Genomic DNA, 22,873 nt, shown 5'->3' with positions numbered 1-22,873 from the left:
GGGTTGTGTCGGTGAGGTGCGATAAGTTCGCAGCATGGCTGATGAGACCTCCACGGGGGGCGGGTCGGAGCTGCTCCAGTCCCCTCTGCACGAGAAGCACCAAGGACTCGGTGCGAAGTTCGGTGAGTTCGGCGGCTGGTCGATGCCGCTGGAATACACCGGCGTCGTCAAGGAGCACACCGCAGTCCGTGAGGCCGTCGGGGTCTTCGATGTCAGCCACCTCGGCAAGGTCATGATCAGCGGCCCGGGTGCGGCCGCCTTCGTCAACGCCTCCTTCACCAACGACCTCGGCCGGATCAAGCCCGGCAAGGCGCAATACACGCTCTGCTGCGACGAGGAGACCGGCGGCATCGTCGACGACCTGATCGCCTACTACCGCGACGACGAGCACGTCCTGATCGTCCCCAACGCCGCCAACACCCCCGAGGTCGTGCGCCGGCTCGAGGCGGCCGCCCCCGAGGCGATCACCCTCGCCGACCACCACCGCGACTACGCGGTGCTCGCCGTCCAGGGGCCGAAGTCCGACGAGCTGCTCGAGGCGGTCGGTCTGCCGGCCGGGCACGAATACATGTCCTTCGTGGAGGCCGCCGCTCCCGACGTGCTCGGGGACGAGATCGGCGTGGTCGTGTGCCGCTCGGGCTACTCGGGCGAGCGTGGCTACGAGCTGATCGTCGCCAACGAGGCCGCCGGCGCGCTCTGGGACGCGCTGCTGTCCCGGGGCGAGGAGCTCGGTGCGGTGCCGTGCGGCCTCGGCGCCCGCGACACCCTGCGCACCGAGATGGGCTACCCGCTCCACGGCCAGGACATCACCATCGACGTCACGCCCAACGAGGCCGGGCTCGGCTGGGCCGTCGGCTGGAAGAAGGAAGCCTTCTGGGGCCGCGACAAGCTCGTCGCCGAGAAGGAGGCCGGCCCGAAGCGCGCCCTGCGCGGCATCGTCGCCGTCGGCCGCGGCATCCCGCGCCCGCACATGACCGCGTCGCTGACCGCGGACGTACCGGTCGGCGAGGTCACTTCCGGCACCTTCTCGCCCACGCTGAAGAAGGGCGTCGGCCTGGTGCTCGTCTCGACCACGGTCAACCCCGAGGCCGAGATCGGCATCGACGTACGCGGCCGGCGCGAGATCTTCCAGCTCACCAGACCGCCCTTCGTCCCTTCGCACGTGCGGGAGGGTTGAGAGACATGAGCATTCCTGACGTCCCGTCCGTGTTCAAGCAGCCGTCGGCCGCCGACCGGCCGTGGTGGTGGCAGCTCGTCGACGCCTCGGGTGCCGAGGTGCCGGTCGACGGCGAGCTCGCCGGCCAGCGCTTCGCCAACCAGAGCGACGCCGAGTCGTGGGTGGGCGAGGTCTGGCAGGAGCTCCTGGACGCGGGCGTGGCTGCGGTCGTGCTGTTCGAGCACGACCGCCAGGTCTACGGCCCGATGAAATTGACCGCCTGACACCGTCTCCCGATGGCTAGGCTCGGCGGCGTGAGCGCCTATGAGTTCCGCCAGGTCGACGTCTTCACCCACGAGCCGCTGCTGGGCAACCCGGTAGCGGTCGTGCACGGGGCCGACGACCTCAGCGACGAGCAGATGGCCGCCTTCGCGCGGTGGACCAACCTCTCCGAGACCACCTTCCTGGTGGCTCCCACGGACCCTGCGGCCGACTACCGGCTGCGGATCTTCACCGTCAGCGGCGAGCTGCCGTTCGCCGGCCACCCGACGCTCGGGTCCGCCCACGCCTGGCTGGAGGCGGGCGGGAAGCCTCAGGGCACCAACGTGGTGCAGGAGTGTGGCGTCGGGCTGGTCGAGCTGCGCAGTGACGGGCGGATCGCCTTCGCGGCGCCCGAGCTGATCCGGGGCGGCGAGGTCGACGAGGAGACCCTGGAGGCCGTCGCCGAGGGCCTGCGGATCGGGCGGGGCGACATCGTGGACGCCCGGTGGTGCGACAACGGCCCGGGCTGGGTCGGGGTGATGCTCGCCGACGCGGAGACCGTGCTCGCGATCACGCCCGACCACGCCGCACTCGGGGATCACAAGGTCGGGCTGGTCGGCCGCTACCCCGAGGGCAGCGAGTGCGCGGTCGAGGTCCGGGCGTTCTACCCGGCCGACGGCGTCGCCTTCGAGGATCCGGTCACCGGGTCGCTCAACGCCGCGCTGGGTCAGTGGCTCGCGGGATCACAGCTCCCGGAGGCGTACGTCGCCTCCCAGGGCACCGTCATGCATCGGCGCGGTCGCGTCCATGTGGACCGCGCGGCCGACGGAGCGGTGTGGGTGGGCGGAGACACACTGACCACCATCCGTGGCACGGTCGAGCTCTGACCTAGGCTGGAGCCGTGCAGTCCTATCTTGATCTGTTGACCCGCATCCTCGACGAGGGCGTGGAGAAGTCCGACCGCACCGGGACGGGCACGATCAGCGTCTTCGGTCACCAGACCCGCTACGACCTGGCCGAGGGTTTCCCGCTGCTGACCACGAAGAAGGTCCACACCCGGTCGGTCTTCGGTGAGCTGCTGTGGTTCCTGCGCGGCGACACCAACGTGCGCTGGCTCCAGGAGCGCGGCATCACGATCTGGGACGAGTGGGCCGACGAGAACGGCGACCTGGGCCCGGTCTACGGCTACCAGTGGCGCTCCTGGCCCGCGCCCGACGGCCGCCACGTCGACCAGATCGCCCGGATCATCGACCAGATCAAGCAGGACCCGGACAGCCGCCGTCACGTGATCAGCGCCTGGAACCCGGCCGACATCGACGACATGGCGCTGCCGCCCTGTCACACGCTGTGCCAGTTCTACGTCGCCGACGGCAAGCTGAGCCTCCAGCTCTACCAGCGCTCCGCCGACGTGTTCCTCGGAGTGCCGTTCAACATCGCCTCCTACGCCCTGCTCACCCACATGGTCGCCCAGGTGACCGGCCTGGAGCCGGGTGAGTTCGTGCACACCCTCGGCGACGCCCACCTCTACAGCAACCACCTCGAGCAGGCCCGCCTCCAGCTCACCCGCGAGCCGCGGCCGCTGCCGAGGCTGCGGCTCAACCCGGAGGTCAAGGACATCGACGCCTTCGAGCTCGAGGACATCACGGTGGAGGGCTACGACCCCCACCCCGTCATCAAGGCCCCCATTGCCGTCTGAGGCAGGGTCGGAGCGCGTCGTCATGGTCGCCGCCGTTGCCGACAACGGAGTCATCGGCAACGGGCCCGACATCCCCTGGAAGATCCCCGGTGAGCAGGCCGAGTTCAAGGCGATCACGATGGGCCACACTCTCGTCATGGGCCGCACCACCTTCGAGTCCATCGGTCGGCCGTTGCCGGGCCGTACGACCGTCGTCCTGACCCGCGACAAGAACTGGGCGTACGACGGCGTCCTGGTCGCCCACGACATCGAGTCGGCTCTCGCCATCGCCGCGGGGGAGCAGGGCGACACCGTCATCGCCGGCGGCGCGCAGGTCTACGAGGCCGCTCTCCCGTACGCCACCGAGCAGGTCATCACCCGCGTCCATCTCGAGCCGGTCGGTGACGTCCTCTACCCGGCCTACGACGAGGCGGAGTGGGTCGAGACGAAGCGAGAGCCGCACGAGGCGTACGACCGCGTCTTCTTCGCCCGCGCCGACTGAGCCCGCGCTGTCCTGGGCAAGCGCCGTTGATTCCACCGGGCAGGACACCCTGCAGTCCGCTATGACAGAGGGTCCGAGCTTGTGAACTGTTCACAAGCTCGGACCCTCTGTCATAGCGAAGGGTGATTCGTTGTTCCCGCCATGGGTCATCCAGACCTAAGGTTTCCGACCGTGCCCCTCGTCGCCTTGGATCTCGACGGAACCTTGGTCGATCAAGCGTCCGCAGCGAGACGATGGTCGAACGACTTCGTCCAAGCGTGGGGCCTCCCGGCTGGGGAGGTCGACACCGTTGCCGAGGCGCTGACGGCGCGTCGACCCAAGGGGGAGGTATTCGGTGCGCTCGTCGAGCGGCTCGGGGTGCCTGCGGCAGCCGACGAGATCTGGCTGGACCATCGCTCGAAGATGCCGTCGTTCGTCGCCGTTTCCGACGATGATCGGCGCGCCCTCATCGACCTCAAAGAAGCAGGTTGGACGATCGGCATCGTGACCAACGGCATGGCCGACAACCAAGAGGGCAAGATTCGCCCGACCGGGCTCGATGCGCTCGTCGACGGATGGGTCGTGTCCGACACGGTCGGTGTCCGGAAACCACATCCCGCGATCTTCGAGTCGCTCGCCACCAGGCTCGGCTGTACGCTCGAGGGTTGGATGATCGGTGACAGCCTCGAGCTGGATGTCGCTGGTGGAGCTGCAGTCGGACTGAGAACCGCTTGGATCGGTGACGGATCCGATCCTGCGGGGTTTCGACCGGACCTGGTCGTCGACTCGGTCGCGGCAGCGGCATCGCACATCATCGATGTCGGTGCTCACGCTTAGGTTCGTCCCATGTGGATCTCCACGCAAGACGCCGTAGCCCGGCTCGCCAGGGTTCACCTCCTGGGCGAGAACCAGGCGAAGCGCGTGCTGCGCGCGGGCCTGGCGGGGCCACGTCACCGGGTCGGATCGGCCCACTTCTACGACGAGGAGGGCCTCGACGAGCTGCTGGCTCGACCGCGGTGTCCCGACGAGTCGCTCGACCGCTGGCAGCCGTTCATCGTCCGCGTCGGCAGGCAGCGGCCAGTCGACCTGAGCGGCACATGGGTGGAGCAGGCGGCGGTGATCGCGTCCGGCTGGCGCCTGCCGCTGCTGACCGCGTTCCAGATCGACGCCCGGAAGCCGATGCCGCTCGTGGCGACGCTCGGAGCCTGGGCGGTCTTCACCGCCGACCTCGTCGGCCTCGACGGGGCAGACCTGCGCCTCGAGCCGCCGGGGGAATGGTCCTCCGAATTCGACCGTACGTGGCTCCCGATCGAGAACGGCCCGACCTGGACGATCTGGGGCGCGCCGGTGACCACGCCACCCCGAGCCGACCCCTTGAGCGTCTACTACCCGGAGCAGGTCGAGGCCGAGCGCGAGCACCGGACGCTCTACTCCACGGCACGTCACAGAGCCCTCGCACGCACGCTCTTCAGCCCACCTCTAGAGTGAAGACCATGGAGCTGCGCATCTTCACCGAGCCCCAGCAGGGGGCGTCCTACGCCGACATCCTCGCGGTCGCCCAGAAGGCCGAGGAGCTCGGGTTCGGAGCGTTCTTCCGCTCCGACCACTACCTGAAGATGGGGTCGGTCGACGGGCTGCCCGGGCCGAGCGACGCCTGGACGACGCTCGCCGGCCTGGCCCGTGACACCAGCACGATCCGCCTCGGCACCCTGGTCACCTCCGCGACCTTCCGCCTCCCCGGGGTCCTGGCCATCCAGGCCGCCAACGTCGACGACATGTCCGACGGCCGGGTCGAGCTCGGCCTGGGTGCGGGCTGGTTCGAGGAGGAGCACGAGGCGTACGGGATCCCGTTCCCGACCCTGGGGGAGCGGTTCGACCGGCTCGAGGAGCAGCTGGAGATCATCACCGGGCTGTGGGCGACCGAGCCGGGGGAGACCTTCAGCTTCGAGGGCAAGCACTACTCGATCAAGGAGAGCCCGGGTTTGCCCAAGCCGGTCCAGACCCGCGGCCACGCCGGCTCGATCCCGGTGATCGTGGGCGGCGGCGGCAAGAAGCGTACGCCGACCCTGGCCGCGACCTTCGCCGACGAGTTCAACGCCGCGTTCGTCTCCGTCGAGGAGTCCCAGGCTCTCTTCGAGAACGTCGGTCGGTTCATCGAGGCGGCCGGCCGTGACGACTCGATGATCTTCTCGGCCGCGCAGGTCCTCTGCGTCGGTCGCGACGAGGACGAGATCGCGCGCCGGGCGCAGGCGATCGGACGCGAGCCGTCCGAGCTGCGTGAGAACGGCCTGGCCGGCACCCCCGACGAGCTGGTCGCCAAGATCAAGCGGTTCGAGGACGCCGGCGCCAGCCGGATCTATCTGCAGGTGCTCGACCTGGGCGACCTCGACCATCTCGCCCTCGTAGCCGACGAGGTCCTGCCGCGCGTCTGACGATAGTCTGTACGCCATGACTGATGCTCCCTTCGGCACCGTGCTCTCAGCACTCGTCACGATCTTCAACGACGACGGCTCGGTCGACCTGGAGCAGACCCAGAAAGTCGCCAAGCACCTGGTCGATCACGGCCACGACGGCATCGTCGTCTCCGGCACCACGGGCGAGTCGCCGACCACCACCCCGGCCGAGGACGGCGAGATCCTGGCCGCGGTCAAGGACGCCGTCGGCGACCGCGCGAAGATCGTGGCCGGCATCGGCACCAACGACACCCGCACCACCCTGCAGCTGGCCAAGCAGGCCGCGTCGATCGGCGCGGACGGCCTGCTCCTGGTGACGCCCTACTACAACAAGCCGGGCGAGCGCGGCATCCGCGAGCACTTCCGCACCGTCGCCTCCGCGACCGACACCCCGGTCATCCTCTACGACGTCCCCGGCCGCACCGGCTCCCCGATCACCCTCGACACCTATCGCGAGGCGATCACCTGGGACACCGTCGTCGCGGTCAAGGAGGCTGCCGGCGACTTCCCGCGCGGCACCCGCCTGCTCGACCTCGGCTACTCGCTCTACTCCGGTGACGACGCGCTCACCCTCGCCTGGCTGGCGCACGGCGCCGTCGGCGTGATCAGCGTCGCCGCCCACGTGCTCGGCGACCAGACGCGGACGATGATCGACGCCTTCGCGGCGAGCGACATCGAGACCGCCCGCAAGACCTATGCGCGGATGCTCCCCGCGATCGACGCCATCATGGGCGTCCCGAACTACGGAGCCACCACTGCCAAGGCCGCTCTCGAGCTGACCGGCGTGATCGACAACCGCAACGTACGAGGGCCGCTGGTGGCGCTCGACGACGACGAGGTCGAGGCGCTGCGAGCCGGGCTGGAGGCCTCTGGCCTTCTCTAGAAGGAATGCCTTTGTCACACCCACACCCGGAGCTGACCGAACCCGGCAAGCTCCCCAAGGGCGGCCTGCGGGTCACCCCTCTCGGTGGCCTCGGCGAGGTCGGCCGCAACATGACCGTCTTCGAGTACGACGGCCGACTGCTGATCGTCGACTGCGGCGTGCTCTTCCCCGAGGAGCAGCAGCCCGGCGTCGACCTGATCCTGCCCGACTTCGGTCCGATCCGTGGCCGTCTCGCAGACGTCGAGGCGCTGGTCCTGACCCACGGTCACGAGGACCACATCGGCGCGACCCCCTACCTGCTCCGTGAGCGTCAGGACATCCCGCTGGTCGGCTCCGAGCTGACCCTGGCCCTGCTCGGCTCCAAGCTGCGCGAGCACCGCCTGCGCGAGACCGTCCAGCACAAGGTACGCGAGGGCGACACGATCACCTTCGGGCCGTTCGAGCTCGAGTTCGTCGCCGTCAACCACTCCATCCCGGACGCGCTCGCGGTCGCGATCCGCACCGGTGCCGGACTGGTGCTGCACACCGGCGACTTCAAGATGGACCAGCTGCCGCTGGACGGCCGGATCACCGACCTGCGCGCCTTCGCCCGGCTCGGCGAGGAGGGTGTGGACCTGTTCCTCACCGACTCGACCAACGCCGAGGTGCCCGGCTTCACGACCGCCGAGAAGAAGATCGCCCCCGCGATCGAGCAGGTCTTCCGCGAGTCCGACCAGCGCATCATCGTGGCCTGCTTCGCCTCCCACGTGCACCGCGTCCAGCAGGTGCTCGACAGTGCCGTCGCACACGGGCGCAAGGTGGCGTACGTCGGTCGGTCGATGGTCCGCAACATGCAGATCGCCTCCGACCTCGGCTACCTGCACGTGCCCGAGGACGTGATCGTCGACGCCAAGGAGCTCGCCGAGCTGCCGCCGGAGCGCGTCGTGATGGTCTCCACCGGCTCGCAGGGCGAGCCGATGTCGGCGCTGTCGCGGATCGCCAACGGCACCCACAACTTCGTGCACATCGAGCCGGGCGACACCGTCCTTCTCGCGAGCAGCCTGATCCCGGGCAACGAGAACTCGGTCTACCGGGTGATCAACGGCCTGGCCCGCCTCGGCGCCAACGTGGTCCACAAGGGCAACGCCCTGGTGCACGTCTCCGGCCACGCCAGCGCCGGCGAGCTGCTCTACTGCTACAACATCGTCCGGCCGCGCAACGTCATGCCCGTCCACGGCGAGGTGCGCCACCTGCTCGCGAACGGCGACCTGGCCCGCCAGACCGGTGTGGAGAGCGTCGTCTACGCCGAGGACGGCGTCGTCGTCGACCTCATCGACGGCAAGGCCGAGATCGCCGGCAAGGTCGAGTGCGGCTACGTCTTCGTCGACGGCACCACCGTCGGCGACGTCACCGAGTCCGAGCTCAAGGACCGCCGGATCCTCTCCGAGGAGGGCTTCGTCTCGATCATCGTCGTGGTCGACTCCGTCAACGGGGTGGTGTCGAGCGGACCCGAGATCCACGCCCGCGGCCACGTCTGGCCCGAGAACGCCTTCGACCCGATCAAGCAACCGATCGTCAAGGCGGTCAACCGCGCCATCTCCGAGGGCGCGACCGACACCTACCAGCTGCAGCAGGCCATCCGGCGTACGTTCGGCCGCTGGGTCTCCAGCACCCATCGTCGCCGCCCGATGATCATTCCGGTGGTTATTGAGGCCTGAGTGGGGGCGGATGTTCACCGAGGTAACTCGGTGAACGCCCACCTCCCTCGTGGAACTCCACGAAGGAAGCGACACTCGACCGAGTTACCTCGGTCGGCATTCACAGCGCCAGCAGCACTCCAGCCGTGATCAGCGCCTGGCCGACGTGGTAGGTCACCATGATCGCCAGGTTGGTCAGGCGCGGCGGCTGGTTGCCGTGCTCGGCCAGGTTGAGCCCGATGAGCGTGTCGCTGACGACGAAGATCAGCGCACCGGCAGCGACCCAGACGCTGCCGGTCAGCCAGCCGAGCACGAGCATGGCGCTGATCACCAGGGAGTACGCCACCAGGGCGGCGGCCATCGGCCGGCCGCCCATCTGCACGGCACCGCCCAGGACGCGGCGCATCGGGAGCCCCAGTACCAACGCGACCGCAAGACCGGCCCAGGACCACGCGGGGGCGTCCAGGCCGAGGCTGAGGAAGGTCACGGCGTACGCCAGGTGGCCGACGAAGAAGAACCCGACGCCGCCGAGGAAGTGCCGCGTGGAGGGCCCGTTCATGGAGATGTCGCCGAGCATCCCGAAGAAGAGCGCCGCGACCAGCCACCACGCGGCCGGGTCGCCGTCCCCGCTCGACCCGACGAGCCCGACGAGCACCGTCAGCGCGATCAGGCCGACCATCACCAGCGGCTTGGTCAGGTAGCGGCGCCGGCCCCAGGACAGCCAGACCAGGGTCCAGTCGGCCGCGGCGTCGGCGGCGGTGAGGAGGGCGACGAGGACTGTCAGGCTCTGCATGGCGGCAAACTACACCGCTGCAACACACCCCCATGGGGTCCCGGAGCCAGGCCGCTTGGTCAAATACCCTGCTTGTATGGCGACCCGTACGTCTTCCCCGCCGGGTTCGCGGAGCTCGACCACCACCAAGAGCACCCGTCCCCGGAGTACGACCACGACAAAGCGAGCAACGGCCACGAGCCGGGCTCGCTCCAAGGCAACGCCGGCCAAACGCCGCCCTGCCGCCAAGAAGAAGACGACGAACCGTACGCCACCCCGTGCCGTACGCAGCGGGCCCAGCCCGATCGCGGTCCTCTTCGACGCCATCTTCTCGACCATCGCGAGCCTGTGGCTGGCGATCGCCGGGGGAGTGGCGGCCGTCTTCCGTGTCGGTGGCCAGGCGGCCAGCGACCTCGAGCCGGAGCACCGGCGTGACGGCGCCGGCCTGTTCCTGATCGGCCTCGCCGTCCTCGTCGCCGCCGGCGTCTGGTTCCAGCTCGGCGGGCAGTTCTTCGACGTCGTCCGCATCGCCGTGGCCGGCGTCGTCGGCAAGATCGGCTGGCTGGTGCCGGTCGGGCTCGTCTTCGCCGGCGGCCGGCTGATGCGCGACCCGGTCAACGCCGCCCCGGTCGGCCGGCTGGCGATCGGCTGGTCCGCGTTCCTGATGGCGACGCTCGGCATCGTCCAGATCGCCAACGGCAACCCGCAGCCCACCTCCGGCGACAGCAGCGAGCTGCAGTGGGCCGGCGGCGCGATCGGCTACGTCGTGGCCAGCCTGCTGCTCGATGTGCTGCGCTCGACGGCCGTCGTCGTCGTACTCCTGTCCCTCCTCGTCGTCTTCGGGGTCCTGGTCATCACCGGGACGCCGCTCTACCAGGTGCCGAGCCGGCTGGTGGCGCTGCGCGACCGGGCGCTCGGCCTGACGCCGCCCGAGGAGCTGAGCGAGAGCGGCACCAACATCCGGCGGGTCCGCCGCAGCGGCAAGCTCTTCGCCGACGACGACACCTTCGACCCGGAGGGCTTCGAGCCCTACGAGACGCCTCTCCTCGAGGAGGAGAAGCCGAAGAAGAAGCGGAAGAAGGACGGGCTCGACATCGCGCTCGCCCTCGACGAGGACACCGACGCCGACACCCAGCCGGACGAGGCGGTGCCCAGCGACGCCGCGGGCCTCATGCCGGCCGTCTCCGAGTCCTCGCCGAAGCCTGGCCAGAAGCGCGACCTCGAGCCGCCGCCGCACGCCGAGCTGCCCCAGCGCGTCGAGCAGCTGATGCTCGCCGGCGACGTCGCCTACACGCTCCCGGGCAGCGACCTGCTCAAGCCGGGCTCGCCGCACAAGGCACGCTCCAAGGCCTCCGACGACATCGTCAGCCGGCTCCAGGCGGTGCTGGAGGAGTTCAACATCGACGCCGCGGTCACCGGCTACACCCGTGGCCCGACGGTGACCCGCTACGTCGTCGAGCTCGGCGCCGGGGTCAAGGTCGAGAAGATCACCGGGATCCAGAAGAACATCGCCTACGCGGTGGCCTCCGCCGACGTACGCATCCTCTCGCCGATCCCCGGCAAGTCCGCGGTCGGCGTCGAGATCCCCAACTCCGACAAGGAGATCGTCACCCTCGGTGACGTGCTCCGCTCCAACGCCGCGCGCGGCGACCACCACCCGATGGTCACCGGCGTCGGCAAGGACGTCGAGGGCGGCTTCGTGGTCGCCAACCTCGCCAAGATGCCGCACCTGCTGGTCGCGGGTGCGACCGGCTCGGGTAAGTCGTCCTTCATCAACTCGATGATCACCTCGGTGCTGATGCGGGCCACGCCCGACGAGGTGCGGATGATCATGGTCGACCCCAAGCGGGTCGAGCTGAACTCCTACGAGGGCGTGCCGCACCTGATCACGCCGATCATCACGAACCCGAAGAAGGCCGCCGAGGCGCTGGCCTGGGTCGTACGCGAGATGGACATGCGCTACGACGACCTGGCCAACTTCGGCTTCCGTCACGTCGACGACTTCAACAAGGCCGTCCGGGCCGGGAAGGTGCAGGTCCCGCCCGACTCCGAGCGGGTCCTGTCTCCCTACCCCTACCTGCTGGTCATCGTCGACGAGCTCGCCGACCTGATGATGGTCGCCCCGCGCGACGTGGAGGATGCGGTCGTACGCATCACCCAGCTGGCCCGCGCGGCCGGTATCCACCTGGTGCTGGCCACGCAGCGGCCCTCGGTCGACGTCGTCACGGGTCTGATCAAGGCCAACGTGCCCTCACGGCTCGCGTTCGCGACCTCGTCGCTGGCCGACTCGCGCGTCATCCTCGACCAGCCCGGTGCGGAGAAGCTGGTCGGTCAGGGTGACGGGCTGTTCCTGCCGATGGGCTCCTCCAAGCCGATCCGTGTGCAGGGCTCGTGGGTCTCCGAGTCGGAGATCAACGCGGTCGTGAAGTCGGTCAAGGGCCAGCTCGAGCCGTCCTACCGCGACGACGTGACCGCCCCGGCGGAGTCGAAGCGGGTCCTCGACGACGACATCGGCGACGACATGGACCTGGTCATCCAGGCGATCGAGCTGATCGTCTCGACCCAGTTCGGGTCGACCTCGATGCTGCAGCGCAAGCTGCGGGTCGGGTTCGCCAAGGCCGGCCGCCTGATGGATATCCTCGAGTCGCGCGGCGTGGTCGGTCCCTCCGAGGGCTCCAAGGCACGCGACGTACTCGTCAAGCCGGACGAGATCGACGGCGTCATCGCAACGATCCAGGGGGAGATGTGAGCGAGAAATCACCGGCGGTCGAGACCGTCGACCCTGCCGCCACCGCCGAGGCCACCGACTCTGTCGAGCCTGACGAGTCTGTGGAGCCTGCTCAGTCTGCTGAGGCCCATGAGTCTCATGACGTCGACGTCGTCGAGGTACGCCGCAACGGCCGCCTCGCGCTCGTGGTGGCGCTCGCGTCGCTGCTGGTCGGTCTCGCCTTCGTGCTGCGCGGCGGCATCGAGGGCTACCTGGTCGGCCTGATCCTGCTCGTCGTCGCGGCGGTGCAGGGCTGGACGGCCTGGGACTCCCGGATGCCGCTGCTGCTGGTGGACGAGCAGGGCGTACGCCTCCGCTTCGGCCAGACCTGGCAGGGCATCCCCTGGTCGAAGATCGAGTCCGTCGAGCACACCCCGCGCCCGGAGGGCATCGAGCGGTTCTGGAAGGACGGCCGTATCGGCGTCCTGCTGCACGACGAGGAGGCGATGCTCGACGAGCTCTCGCCGACCGCGCGGCGCCAGGCGATGCTCACCGAGCGCCTCTACGGCCTCCCGTTCTCGCTCCCGCTGGGCCTCTCCACCCGCGTCCTGGGTGCCGGTGACGACGTCACGGAGGCCATCGCCATCGTCGCCGCCGACGGGGTCGAGGTCGTCGAGATCGATCCCGCGCTCGACGCCGAGGAACCAGAGTCCGACGCCCACGAGAACACCGACGAAGGCACCGCCGAGGCCGCTGCCGAGGCCGCTGCCGAGGCCGCCGACGAGGACGTCGACCGCGTCGTCGGCGGTCGCGTGGACGACGGTGACACCGCGATCCGCCCGCCCCTGGCGCAGCAGGCCGGAGACACCAACCCCCGGATGCTCCGGGTCTTGGACGAGCCTGATATCAATGCCGCAGACGTGGCGGACGAGGCGGGGCAGGACCAGGTGGATCGGGACACGGAGCAGGACGAGACGACGCCGAAGGCCGACCCCGAGCCCGCGAAGAGCGAGGCGAAGGCGGAGCCGGTCGCGCCGCTGCGCGAGCCCTCGACGGCGGTCCGGGTGGACGTACGCTACGTCCCCGAGGAGCCGCAGGAGACCATCGCCGTCCACGGCGCGAACGCCCTCCAGCTCGACCCGGCGGAGATCGAGTCCGCCCTCGAGGCCGACGCGGATGTCGAGGTCGCGGATCCGGTTGCCAGCGAGGCGGCCGAGGACCCGGAGCCCGAGGGCGTGCGTACGCTCGGCGAGCCCGGCGAGGGCGTGAAGGCGCTCTCGATCGACGGTGCCGACGACCAGGTCACCGAGGTCGTGCCGACCAAGGTTCCGGAGATCGGTGCCGAGATCGCCGCGGCCCGCCGCCGGCTCGCCCTGGACATGGACGGCCTGGCCGAGTGGACGCGGATCCGTCCGCACGTCATCGAGGCGATCGAGGTCGACGACTTCGGCCCCTGCGGCGGCGACTTCTACGCCCGCGGCCACCTGCGCACGCTGGCGCGTGTCCTGGGCATCGAGGTCGCGCCGCTGCTGCGCACCTACGACGAGAAGTACGCCTCCGGCCCGGTCAGCCCTCGTGCCGTCTTCGAGGCCGAGCTCGCCCACAGCGCGGCGATCCGCCCGGTCCGCCGGATGCGTGGCGGGCCGTCCTGGTCGGTCCTGGTCGCCGCGGTGATGGCGGTCATCCTGGTCTGGTCGGTCGCCCGGCTGGTCATCGACGGCACCCAGCACGAGCCCGAGGCCGGGGCGATCCAGCTCGACGGCTCGGCCGGCACCGACAGCCCCTACGGCAAGTCCTCGCCGGTTCCGGTGACCATCTCCGCCGCCGGCGGCGCTGCTCACGTGGTCGTGCGCGACTCCCGCGGCAAGGTCGTCTTCAGCGGCGACCTCGCCTTCGGTGAGTCGAAGCAGCTCCAGGTCACCCCGCCGCTGCGCGTCCAGACCTCCGACGGCTCCCTCAAGGTCGCCGTCGGGGACGGCAAGTCCCGCGCCCTCGGAAAGACCGGCGAGGCCGCCCAGCGCACCTACACCGCCAACTAGCAGCGCACCCCGCGTCAGACCCGCCGAGTCGGCTCGTTCTGACGAGATTTCCCGCCGAGTCGGCTCGTCATGACGGGCCGACTCGGCGCTGGTCTTGGTCAGGACGAGCCGACTCGGCACGGGATCTTAAAGAGTTCGTCGTTTGGTGACACCGGTCACACCGTCCCTGTCACCATGACACCCGAGAGAGCGCTCTCACGAGTCGACAGGACTCGACGCTCGTTCATTCGGAAAGCGAGTCAACATGAGAAGTCTCAAGGCATTGGGGGCCGCGGCCATCGCGGCCGGCGTGGTCGCCGTGGCGATCCCGCTGACATCGTTCGGCCAGGCGTCGCAGGCCTCGGAGCCGGGCACTCCGGCGGGCTGGACCAAGGTGTGGAGCGACGACTTCACCGGTGCGGCCGGGTCGCGGATCAACACCAACAACTGGATCTACGACATCGGCCACTCCTACCCCGGCGGCGCCGCCAACTGGGGCACCGGCGAGATCGCGTACCACTCCGACAGCACCCAGAACGTCTACCAGGACGGCAACGGCAACCTCGCCATCAAGCCGATCCGCGACAGCGCCGGCAACTGGACCTCCGGCCGTATCGAGACCACCCGGACCGACTTCCAGCCGCCGTCGGGCGGCGTGCTCCGCGTCGAGAGCCGCCTCCAGATGCCGAACGTCACCGGCGCGGCCGCCCAGGGCATCTGGCCGGCGTTCTGGATGCTGGGTGAGCCGTTCCGCGGCAACTACTGGAACTGGCCGGGGATCGGCGAGATCGACATCATGGAGAACGTCAACGGCGCCAACCAGGTCTGGGGCACGCTGCACTGCGGCACCTCGCCCGGAGGCCCGTGCAACGAGACCACAGGCCTCGGCGGGACCATCCAGGGCTGCCCGGGCTCGACCTGTCAGTCGTCGTTCCACACCTATGCGATGGAGTGGGACCGCAGCACCAGCCCGCAGCAGATCCGGTTCTACGTCGACAACACGCTCTACCACACGGTCCGCTCGGACCAGGTCGACGCGACCACCTGGAACAACGCGACCAACCATGGCTTCTTCATCATCCTCAACGTCGCGGTCGGTGGCGGCTGGCCCGGCAACCCCACCTCGGCGACCGCCTCCGGGGTGCCGATGCTGGTGGACTACGTCGCGGTCTACTCCAAGGGCGGCGGCACCACCGAACCGACCGACCCGCCCACCTCGGGGAACCGCGACGCCTACTCGACCATCCAGGCCGAGTCCTACGACGCCCAGAGCGGCACCCAGACCGAGGCGACCACCGACACCGGCGGCGGCCAGGACGTCGGCTACCTCGCGAACGGCGACTGGTTGCGCTATGACGGCGTGAACTTCGGCTCGAGCGCTGCCCACACCTTCTCCGCCCGGGTCGCCTCCGGTGCGGCGGCTGGGGTCAGCGGTCTGGTCGAGGTACGCCTCGACAACGTGAACAACGCCCCGATCGGCAGCTTCTCGGTGGCCAACACCGGAGGCTGGCAGAGCTGGCGTACGGTCCCGGGCAGCATCAGCGGCGTGACCGGCACGCACACGGTGTTCCTGCGCTTCACCAGCGGCCAGCCCGCCGACTTCGTCAACGTCAACTGGTTCACCTTCTCTCGGTGACCGGCGGCGCCCGGAGGCGATAGGTTCCACTCATGAACGAGACCCCGGCCGGCCGGCCGACGCTGGAGACGGTGGCCCGGGCGGCCGGGGCCTCGCGAGCGACCGTCTCGCGCGTCGTCAACGGCTCCACGACGGTGCGCCCCGACGTCGCCGAGAGCATCCGCCGGGCCATCGCCGACCTCGGCTACGTGCCGAACCCGGCGGCGCGGAGCCTGGTGACGCAGCGTACGGACTCCATCGCGCTGATCCTGCCCGAGTCCGCCACCCGGGTCTTCTCCGACGACGCCTTCTTCCCAGGTGTCATCCGGGGTGTCGGCGAGGTGCTGGAGAAGGCCGACAAGCAGCTCGTCCTGCTGCTCGCCTCGACGCAGTCGAGCCACGACCGTATCCTGCGCTACGTCCACGGGCGCACCGTCGACGGCGTCGTGCTGGCCTCGATGCACGGCGCCGACACCCTGCCCGAGGAGCTGCGGGCGGCAGGCGTCCCGGTCGTGACCAGCGGGCGGCCGCTGGGCGAGGCCACGGTGCCCTACATCGACGTCGAGCACGCCAGCGGGGTGGAGGCGGCGATGCGCCACCTCGTCGGCCTCGGCCGGCGCCGGATCGCGACGATCGCCGGGCCGCAGGACATGGTCGCCGGGCGCGAGCGGCTGGCCGGCTACCTCTCCGGTCTCGAGGCGCTGCCGGGAGCCGTGCCGCTGGTCGAGGAGGGTGACTTCATGCGCCAGTCCGGGATCGACGCCATGGAGCGGCTGCTGGAGCGTGATCCCGACATCGACGGCGTCTTCGCGGCCTCCGACCTGATGGCCGACGGCGCCCTGCGTACGCTGCGGCGGCTCGGCCGCCGGGTCCCCGACGACGTGGCGGTGATCGGGTTCGACGACGTCGAGGCGGCCCGGTTCACCGACCCGCCGCTGACGACGGTCCACCAGCCGATCCACGAGATCGGCACCCGCCTCGCCGAGCAGATCCTCCGCCTGGTGGCGGGGGAGGAGGTCGAGGCGTCCGTGGTGCTCCCGACGCATCTGGTGGTCCGCGAGTCCGCCTGAGCGCGGCGTCCTAAGGCGTGGCGCGGTAGCGGCGTTCGGGGCGCCCGGCGGTGCCGTAGTTGAGACGTACGCCGATCCGGCCCGTGCTCGCGAAGTGCTCGAGATAGCGGCGGGCGCTCACCCGCGAGACCCCGATCGCGTCGGCGCACTCGGTGGCGCTGAGCTCGCCGGCACTCTGCAGCGCGGCCAGGACGGCCCGGGCGGTCTCGGCGCTGAGCCCCTTCGGGAGCCGCTCGCGGGCCTCACGGGCACCCTGGTGGCTGAAGACCTCGTCTATCCCGGCCTGGACCTCGTCGCGGTGCTCGGTACCCTCGGAGCCCTCGGCCCGCTGCCCGATCCGGGCGAGCGCCTCGCGGGAGCGGCGTACGTCGTCGAGCCGGGCGGCCAGGTCCTCGAACGGGAACGGCTTGACCACGTAGTGCGCCGCGCCGCCGGCCGCGGCGGCCCGCACCGTGTCGGCCTCGCGGGCGGCGGTGATGACGATGACGTCGACGTCGTCGCCTCGCCCGCGCAGCCGGCGCAGCAGCTCGATGCCGCTGAAGTCGGGGAGGTGTACGTCGAGCAGGAGCACGTCGGGGGAGAGGCGGGCGGTCTCCTCGAGCGCCTGCCCACCGGTCGCGGCCACGCCGACGACCCGGAACCCCTCGACGCGCTCCACGAAGCGGGTGTGGATCGAGGCCACCATGAAGTCGTCCTCGACCACGAGCACGGTCAGCTCCGGTGTGGACGTCATCGGGCCTCCTCAGGGGCAGTGGTGGTGGGTGGGGCGAGAGGGACGGCGCCCGGCAGGGTGGCGATGAAGACGGCTCCGGGGCGCTCCTCCGACCCGCTATTCTCCACCTCGACCTCGCCGCCGCGCGTGCGGCACACCAGCTGCACCAGCGCGAGCCCCACGCCACGTCCGCTGGCGTCGCGCGGCTTCGTGCTGAAGCCGCGCCGGAAGATCTCGGGCAGCCGCTCGGCGGGCACCCCGCCGCCGGTGTCGGAGACGCGTACGGTCACGGTCTGCCCCGCGGCCGTCAGCCGTACGCCGACCCGGCCGTCGAGCGGCCCCACCAGCGCGGCGGCGTCGACGGCGTTGTCGACCAGGTTGCCGAGCACGGTCACCACGTCGGCGGAGCCGTCGGGCGTGAGCCGGGGCAGCGAGCTGGTGGCGTCCAGGTCGATGCTGACCCGCCGCTCGGCGGCCAGGCTGGCCTTCGCGATGAGCAGGGCGGCCACCGCGGGGTCGTCGATCCGCGAGGTGATGTGGTCGCTCAGGGCCGCCCGGCGTGCGGTCAGCCCGGTGACGAAACGGCCGACCTCGGCATACTCCTCCAGCTCCAGCAGCCCGGTGATGGTGTGCAGCTGGTTGCTGAACTCGTGGGTCTGTGCGCGCAGGGTCTCGGTGACGCTCTCGCGGGCGTTGAGCTCGCTCTGCAGGGCCACCAGCTCGGTGCGGTCGCGCAGCGTGGTGACGGTGCCGGCGGGTCGGCCGGCGTGGTGGACGCGGTTGCGGTTGAGCACGAGCACCCGCTCGCCGGCCACCAGCGGCGCGTCGTGCACCTCCTCGGAGCCGCTGAGCAGGGCGAGGGTCTCGGTGGGCAGGTCCAGCTCGTCGAGCCGGCGCCCGGTCGGGTCCGCGGTCAGCCCGAGCAGGTCCCGGGCGCTGTCGCTCATCAGGCTGACCCGGCCGTCGGCGCCGACGGCCAGCACCCCCTCGCGGATCGAGCGCAGCAGGCCCTCACGGTGGTCGGCGAGGGCGGCGATGTCGCGGGGCTCCAGCCCACGCGTACGCCGCTTGATCAGCCGCGCCAGCAGCCATGACCCGAGCAGCGCGAGCGCGAGACCGGCCAGCAGCACGGTCACCGCGTCGGCCCAGGTGCGGGCGAGGCGCTCGGTGAGAGGCGGGTAGTCCTCGGTCACCACGACCACGCCGACCGGATGCGGTGCCTGCGGATCGGTCCCCGTCGTGCCGCCGCCGTAGACCGGCACCTGGGCGGCGATCGCCCGGCGGCCGGCGTCGACGATGTCGCCGGACCAGGCGCGAGTCGTCTCGCTCCGGCCGAGGGCCAGGGTCTCACCGACCCGGGTGGGGTCGGTGGCGACGAGGATCGTGCCGTCGAGCCCGGTGAGGTAGGCGGTGTCGGCGCCCGCGTCCGCGGCGCGGGTCTGCAGGTAGAAGCCCAGCGCCTGCCGGTCGGGTTCGCTGGTCAGCCCGTCCTGGACCGCGGCGATCCCGGCCAGGCTCTCCGCGGCGGCGCGCAGCCGGTCCTCACGGGAGTCGCGGAAGTCCGCGTCGCTCTGCCGCAGTGACACGATGCTGGTCGCCACGACGACGAGCAGCAGCACCGAGAGCTGCAGCAGCAGCACCTGGCCGGCCAGCGAGAGGTGGCGGCGCGATCCCTGTGACCGCAAGTTACACAACCTCCTTTGGTTGCCGAACGGTGACGGGGGTCACCCTGGGCTGTGACCATCGCCACTGACCGTTTCATTCCTGAGTCTGGAGGCCAGACGTTGTCGACGCCGACATCGCAGTCCCCGCCCGATCCGAGCCGGCCGCCGCTTCCGCCGCAACAGCAGCAGCGGCGATCGCGTCGGGCAGCGAGCATACGCCGTACCCGCGCCCTGACCGTCGTGCTCGTGACCTGCCTGCTCGCGGTGGCATCCGCCTGTGGCGTGACCCGTGGCGAGGAGTCCCGCGACCTCGACATGTGGATCCCGAACAGCCCCGGCGGTGGCTACGACCAGACCGGCCGGGCGGCCGTGGGCGTCCTGGACCGCGACAACCTGACCGGCGGCGACATCCAGGTCACCAACATCCTGGGCGCCGGCGGCTCCGTGGCGATGTCCCGCCTGATGAGCGAGGAGGGCAACGGCAACCTGCTCATGACCATCGGTCTGGGCGTGGTCGGCTCGACGTACTCCTTCGGTGTGGACGCCCGCCCGCAGGACGCCACCCCGATCGCGCAGCTCATCGAGGAGCAGGAGGGTGTGCTGGTCCCGGCCGACTCGCCCTTCAAGACGATCGACGACCTGGTCAAGGCCTGGTCGGCGGACCCCGATTCCGTCGTCGTCGGCGGCGGGTCCTCGCCCGGCGGCCCCGACCACCTCTTCCCGATGCAGCTGGCCAAGGCCGCCGGCATCGACCCCAAGGAGGTCAAGTACGTCCCCTACGACGGTGGCGGCCCGCTCACCAGCGCGCTGCTGGGTCACAAGATCGAGGTCGGCTTCTCCGGTCTCGCCGAGTTCGAGGGCCAGGTGGAGGCCGGGGAGCTGCGCGTCCTCGCGGTCTCCGGCGACGAGCGCGGCACCGGCGTCTTCGCGGACGCGCCCACGCTCACCGAGAGCGGCATCGACCTGGTCTTCCTCAACTGGCGCGGCATCCTCGCTCCGCCGGGGATCAGCGACGAGCGGCGCCAGGAGCTGATCGACCTGCTCACCCGCATGCACGACTCGAAGCAGTGGCAGCAGGCGTTGAAGGACAACGGCTGGACCGACGCCTTCGTGACCGGCGACGACTTCCACGACCTGCTCGTCGAGCAGGACAAGCGCGTCGCGACGACCCTGAAGGAGCTGGATCTGCTGTGAGCGTCCACGAAACGCAACCGGCCGCGACCGAGCCCGGTCGCCGCCGGATCGACGTCGGCCAGTACGGCCTGGCCGCGTTCATGATCCTCGTCGGGATCTACACCGTCGTCGACGCCGCCGGCCTCGAGGTCGGCTTCGCCGACCCGGTCGGCCCCCGCGTCTTCCCGTACGTCATCGGTGCGGGCCTCGTCGTCGTCGGTGCGCTGCTCGCCGTCGCCACCGCGCGCGGCTCCCAGCCGGAGCCCGAGGAGGGCGAGGACGTCGACCTGAGCTCCTCGGCCGACTGGGTCACGGTCCTCAAGCTGGTCGCGGTGCTGCTGTTCACGGTCGCCACCGTGAACCTGCTCGGCTGGGCGATCTCCGGCGCGGTGCTGTTCGCCGGCGCCGCCTGGGCCCTCGGCAGCCGGACGTTCGTGCGCGACGTGATCGTCGGGCTCGTCCTGGCGATCGGCAGCTGGTACGCCTTCTACGTCGGTCTGGGCATCCCGCTCACCCCTGGCGTACTCGACGGGATCCTGTGAGGACTGACTGATGGAGAACTTCGAACTGCTCATGGGCGGACTCGAGTCCGCCCTGACCCCGATGAACCTGCTCTACGCCGCCATCGGCGTGCTGCTGGGCACCTTCGTCGGCGTGCTCCCCGGCATCGGGCCGGCGATGGCCATCGCGCTGCTGCTGCCCGTGACGTACCGGCTCGAGCCGACCAGCGCGTTCATCATGTTCGCCGGTCTCTACTACGGCGGCATGTACGGCGGATCCACCACCTCGATCCTGCTGAACACACCGGGGGAGTCCGCCTCGGTGATGACGGCGCTGGAGGGCAACCGGATGGCCCGGGCGGGGCGTGGCGCGCAGGCGTTGGCCACCGCCGCGGTCGGCTCGTTCGTCGCCGGCACCATCGGCACGATCCTGGTGGCCTTCTTCTCGCCGGCACTGGCCGACGTGGCCGTCGACCTGGGTGCGCCGTCGTACTTCGCGCTGATGGTCCTGGCGCTGGTCATGACCACGACGGTGCTCGGCACCTCGGCGCTGCGCGGGTTCGCCGCGCTGTTCCTCGGCCTCACCATCGGCCTGGTCGGTCTCGACCTCAACACCGGCCAGCCGCGGCTCACCTTCGGGGTCACCCAGCTCGTCGACCGGCTCGACATCGTGGTCGTCGCGGTCGGCATCTTCGCTCTCGGTGAGGCCCTGTGGGTCGCCGCCCACCTGCGCCGGAAGCCGACCCACGTGATCCCCGTCGGGCGCCCGTGGATGGGACGCGAGGACTGGGGCCGCTCGTGGAAGCCGTGGCTGCGCGGCACCGCCTTCGGGTTCCCGTTCGGCGCGCTGCCCGCGGGTGGCGCCGAGATCCCCACCTTCCTCTCCTACCTGACCGAGCGGAAGCTCTCCAAGCGCGGTGACTTCGGCCGCGGCGCCATCGAGGGCGTCGCCGGTCCGGAGGCGGCCAACAACGCCTCGGCCGCCGGCATGTTCGTGCCGATGCTCGCCCTCGGCCTGCCGGTGACCGCCACCGCCTCGGTGATGCTCTCCGCGCTCCAGGGCTACGGCATCACCCCGGGGCCGCAGCTGATGACCGACCACGCCGACCTGGTGTGGACGCTGCTGGCCAGCCTCTTGATCGGCAACACCCTGCTGCTGGTGCTCAACCTGCCGCTGGCGCCGCTGTGGGCCCGGCTGCTGCGGATCCCGCGGCCGCAGCTCTACGCGGGCATCCTCTTCTTCGCCTGCCTGGGTGCGTACGCCACCAACCTGGACCCGTTCGACATCGGGCTGCTGGTCGCGTTCGGCCTGCTCGGGCTGCTGATGCGCCGCTTCGGCCTGCCGGTGCTGCCGCTGATCCTGGGCGTCATCCTGGGACCGCTGATGGAGAGCAAGCTGCGCGAGGCGCTGACGATCTCGGGCGGTGACTACGGTGGGTTGCTGAGCGAGCCGCTGGCGGTGGTCATCTACGTCCTGATCGCGTTGTTCATGCTGGGCCGGCCGTTCATCGCCCGGGCCCGGGCACGGGCCGAGCAGTCGGCCGTCGTCGAGGAAGAGAAGGAGCTGGTGGACTGATGAGTGAGACTCCCGCAGGTGGCTGGGTCGTCGTGGCCTGGGCGCCCGACGTCTACGGCGCGGTCGCGCTGGACTGGGCGCTCGCCGACGCCGAGCGCCGTGACCGTGGCGTCGTGGTCGTCAACGCCTCCCGGGGCGACGCCCTGGTCGACGAGCGCTTCGCCTTCGAGGAGCAGCTCGGCGAGCTCGAGCGCCGGCTCACCGACTCCGGCCGGCCCCACGAGGTCCGGCAGTCCATCGACCCGGACGTCGCCGGCGCGGTCCTCGACGCCGCCGAGCAGCTCGACGCCCGGCTGATCGTGGTCGGTCTGCGGCGGCGTACGCCGGTGGGCAAGCTGCTGATGGGCAGCGTCGCCCAGCGGATCCTGCTCGGCGCGGCCTGCCCGGTTCTGTCCGTCAAGCCGGGCTCGGTCCCCGACTGAACCCTCCGGTCCGGCGCGAGGGTTCGGTGTCCGGGGCGTGTGCCCGTCATACTTCACGG

General features: G+C 70.5%; 21 protein-coding genes. 18 read left to right on the top strand and 3 right to left on the bottom strand.

Annotated elements, in window-relative coordinates; genetic code table 11:
* The first annotated feature begins 34 nt into the window (after positions 1-34).
* From gcvT to UG56_RS12730, 10 genes are all read left to right on the top strand, one after another.
* Positions 35-1,177, top strand: a complete 1,143-nt coding sequence (gene gcvT, locus UG56_RS12775; protein ID WP_045548539.1) for a glycine cleavage system aminomethyltransferase GcvT — start codon at positions 35-37, stop codon at positions 1,175-1,177.
* A 5-nt stretch (positions 1,178-1,182) separates the two neighbouring features.
* On the top strand, positions 1,183-1,440 hold the full coding sequence (locus UG56_RS12770; RefSeq protein WP_143055018.1) for a hypothetical protein: 258 nt from the start codon (positions 1,183-1,185) through the stop codon (positions 1,438-1,440).
* A gap of 30 nt (positions 1,441-1,470) precedes the next feature.
* Positions 1,471-2,304, top strand: a complete 834-nt coding sequence (locus UG56_RS12765; RefSeq protein WP_256206599.1) for a PhzF family phenazine biosynthesis protein — start codon at positions 1,471-1,473, stop codon at positions 2,302-2,304.
* A gap of 14 nt (positions 2,305-2,318) precedes the next feature.
* A complete protein-coding gene (locus UG56_RS12760; RefSeq protein ID WP_045548542.1) occupies positions 2,319-3,113 on the top strand; it encodes a thymidylate synthase in 795 nt (264 codons plus the stop codon).
* Positions 3,114-3,135: 22 nt separating this feature from the next.
* Entirely contained in the window at positions 3,136-3,594 is a 459-nt protein-coding gene (locus UG56_RS12755; protein WP_045548543.1) for a dihydrofolate reductase, read from the top strand.
* A gap of 171 nt (positions 3,595-3,765) precedes the next feature.
* Positions 3,766-4,410, top strand: coding sequence for an HAD family hydrolase (locus tag UG56_RS12750; RefSeq protein ID WP_052693494.1), 645 nt, complete (start codon positions 3,766-3,768; stop codon positions 4,408-4,410).
* Positions 4,411-4,419: 9 nt separating this feature from the next.
* Positions 4,420-5,061 (top strand): hypothetical protein, encoded by a 642-nt coding sequence (locus tag UG56_RS12745; RefSeq protein WP_045548545.1) that lies wholly within the window; start codon positions 4,420-4,422, stop codon positions 5,059-5,061.
* A gap of 5 nt (positions 5,062-5,066) precedes the next feature.
* Positions 5,067-6,005, top strand: a complete 939-nt coding sequence (locus UG56_RS12740; RefSeq protein WP_045548562.1) for an LLM class F420-dependent oxidoreductase — start codon at positions 5,067-5,069, stop codon at positions 6,003-6,005.
* A 16-nt stretch (positions 6,006-6,021) separates the two neighbouring features.
* Positions 6,022-6,909 carry a 4-hydroxy-tetrahydrodipicolinate synthase gene (gene dapA / locus UG56_RS12735; RefSeq protein WP_045548546.1) on the top strand — a complete coding sequence of 296 codons (888 nt, stop codon included), beginning with the start codon at positions 6,022-6,024 and terminating at the stop codon, positions 6,907-6,909.
* An 11-nt stretch (positions 6,910-6,920) separates the two neighbouring features.
* The gene (locus tag UG56_RS12730; RefSeq protein ID WP_045548547.1) at positions 6,921-8,606 is read left to right on the top strand and encodes a ribonuclease J; all 1,686 of its coding nucleotides are present in this window, start codon (positions 6,921-6,923) and stop codon (positions 8,604-8,606) included.
* Between the two features lie 100 nt (positions 8,607-8,706).
* Here the strand turns inward: UG56_RS12730 and UG56_RS12725 are convergent, their stop codons facing one another.
* On the bottom strand, positions 8,707-9,378 hold the full coding sequence (locus UG56_RS12725; RefSeq protein WP_045548548.1) for a lysoplasmalogenase: 672 nt from the start codon (positions 9,376-9,378) through the stop codon (positions 8,707-8,709).
* 76 nt (positions 9,379-9,454) lie between these two features.
* Here UG56_RS12725 and UG56_RS12720 point away from each other — a divergent pair, with 76 nt between their 5' ends.
* The 4 genes from UG56_RS12720 to UG56_RS12705 all read left to right on the top strand — a co-directional run bounded on the left by UG56_RS12720 (position 9,455) and on the right by UG56_RS12705 (position 16,767).
* Positions 9,455-12,106 (top strand): DNA translocase FtsK, encoded by a 2,652-nt coding sequence (locus UG56_RS12720; protein WP_177191471.1) that lies wholly within the window; start codon positions 9,455-9,457, stop codon positions 12,104-12,106.
* Positions 12,103-14,103, top strand: a complete 2,001-nt coding sequence (locus tag UG56_RS12715; RefSeq protein ID WP_052693496.1) for a helix-turn-helix domain-containing protein — start codon at positions 12,103-12,105, stop codon at positions 14,101-14,103. The genes UG56_RS12720 and UG56_RS12715 overlap by 4 nt, the downstream gene beginning before the upstream one ends.
* 244 nt (positions 14,104-14,347) lie before the next feature.
* Positions 14,348-15,718, top strand: a complete 1,371-nt coding sequence (locus tag UG56_RS12710; RefSeq protein WP_045548549.1) for a glycoside hydrolase family 16 protein — start codon at positions 14,348-14,350, stop codon at positions 15,716-15,718.
* A 32-nt stretch (positions 15,719-15,750) separates the two neighbouring features.
* The gene (locus tag UG56_RS12705; RefSeq protein WP_045548550.1) at positions 15,751-16,767 is read left to right on the top strand and encodes a LacI family DNA-binding transcriptional regulator; all 1,017 of its coding nucleotides are present in this window, start codon (positions 15,751-15,753) and stop codon (positions 16,765-16,767) included.
* 10 nt (positions 16,768-16,777) lie between these two features.
* Here the strand turns inward: UG56_RS12705 and UG56_RS12700 are convergent, their stop codons facing one another.
* Positions 16,778-17,500, bottom strand: a complete 723-nt coding sequence (locus UG56_RS12700; RefSeq protein ID WP_045548551.1) for a response regulator — start codon at positions 17,498-17,500, stop codon at positions 16,778-16,780.
* Positions 17,497-19,164 carry a sensor histidine kinase gene (locus UG56_RS12695; protein WP_045548552.1) on the bottom strand — a complete coding sequence of 556 codons (1,668 nt, stop codon included), beginning with the start codon at positions 19,162-19,164 and terminating at the stop codon, positions 17,497-17,499. The genes UG56_RS12700 and UG56_RS12695 overlap by 4 nt, the downstream gene beginning before the upstream one ends.
* Positions 19,165-19,389: 225 nt before the next feature.
* Between UG56_RS12695 and UG56_RS12690 the strand changes: the two genes are divergently transcribed.
* From UG56_RS12690 to UG56_RS12675, 4 genes are read left to right on the top strand one after another with little or no spacing between them, the layout of a single operon-like run.
* Complete coding sequence (locus tag UG56_RS12690) at positions 19,390-20,337, top strand: Bug family tripartite tricarboxylate transporter substrate binding protein (RefSeq protein WP_256206596.1); 948 nt, start codon at positions 19,390-19,392, stop codon at positions 20,335-20,337.
* Positions 20,334-20,858: a tripartite tricarboxylate transporter TctB family protein gene (locus UG56_RS12685; RefSeq protein WP_045548553.1), complete on the top strand. Its 525-nt coding sequence runs from the start codon at positions 20,334-20,336 to the stop codon at positions 20,856-20,858. The genes UG56_RS12690 and UG56_RS12685 overlap by 4 nt, the downstream gene beginning before the upstream one ends.
* A 10-nt stretch (positions 20,859-20,868) precedes the next feature.
* Positions 20,869-22,392 carry a tripartite tricarboxylate transporter permease gene (locus UG56_RS12680; RefSeq protein ID WP_045548554.1) on the top strand — a complete coding sequence of 508 codons (1,524 nt, stop codon included), beginning with the start codon at positions 20,869-20,871 and terminating at the stop codon, positions 22,390-22,392.
* Positions 22,392-22,814, top strand: coding sequence for a universal stress protein (locus UG56_RS12675; RefSeq protein ID WP_045548555.1), 423 nt, complete (start codon positions 22,392-22,394; stop codon positions 22,812-22,814). The genes UG56_RS12680 and UG56_RS12675 overlap by 1 nt, the downstream gene beginning before the upstream one ends.
* Positions 22,815-22,873: the final 59 nt, after the last annotated feature.

The sequence above is a fragment of the Nocardioides luteus genome (assembly GCF_000960475.2).
In the GTDB taxonomy this organism is placed as follows: Bacteria; Actinomycetota; Actinomycetes; order Propionibacteriales; family Nocardioidaceae; genus Nocardioides; species Nocardioides luteus_A.
The sequence above is the reverse complement of the archived record's forward strand: the minus strand, read 5'-3'. Positions and strand labels throughout refer to the sequence as shown.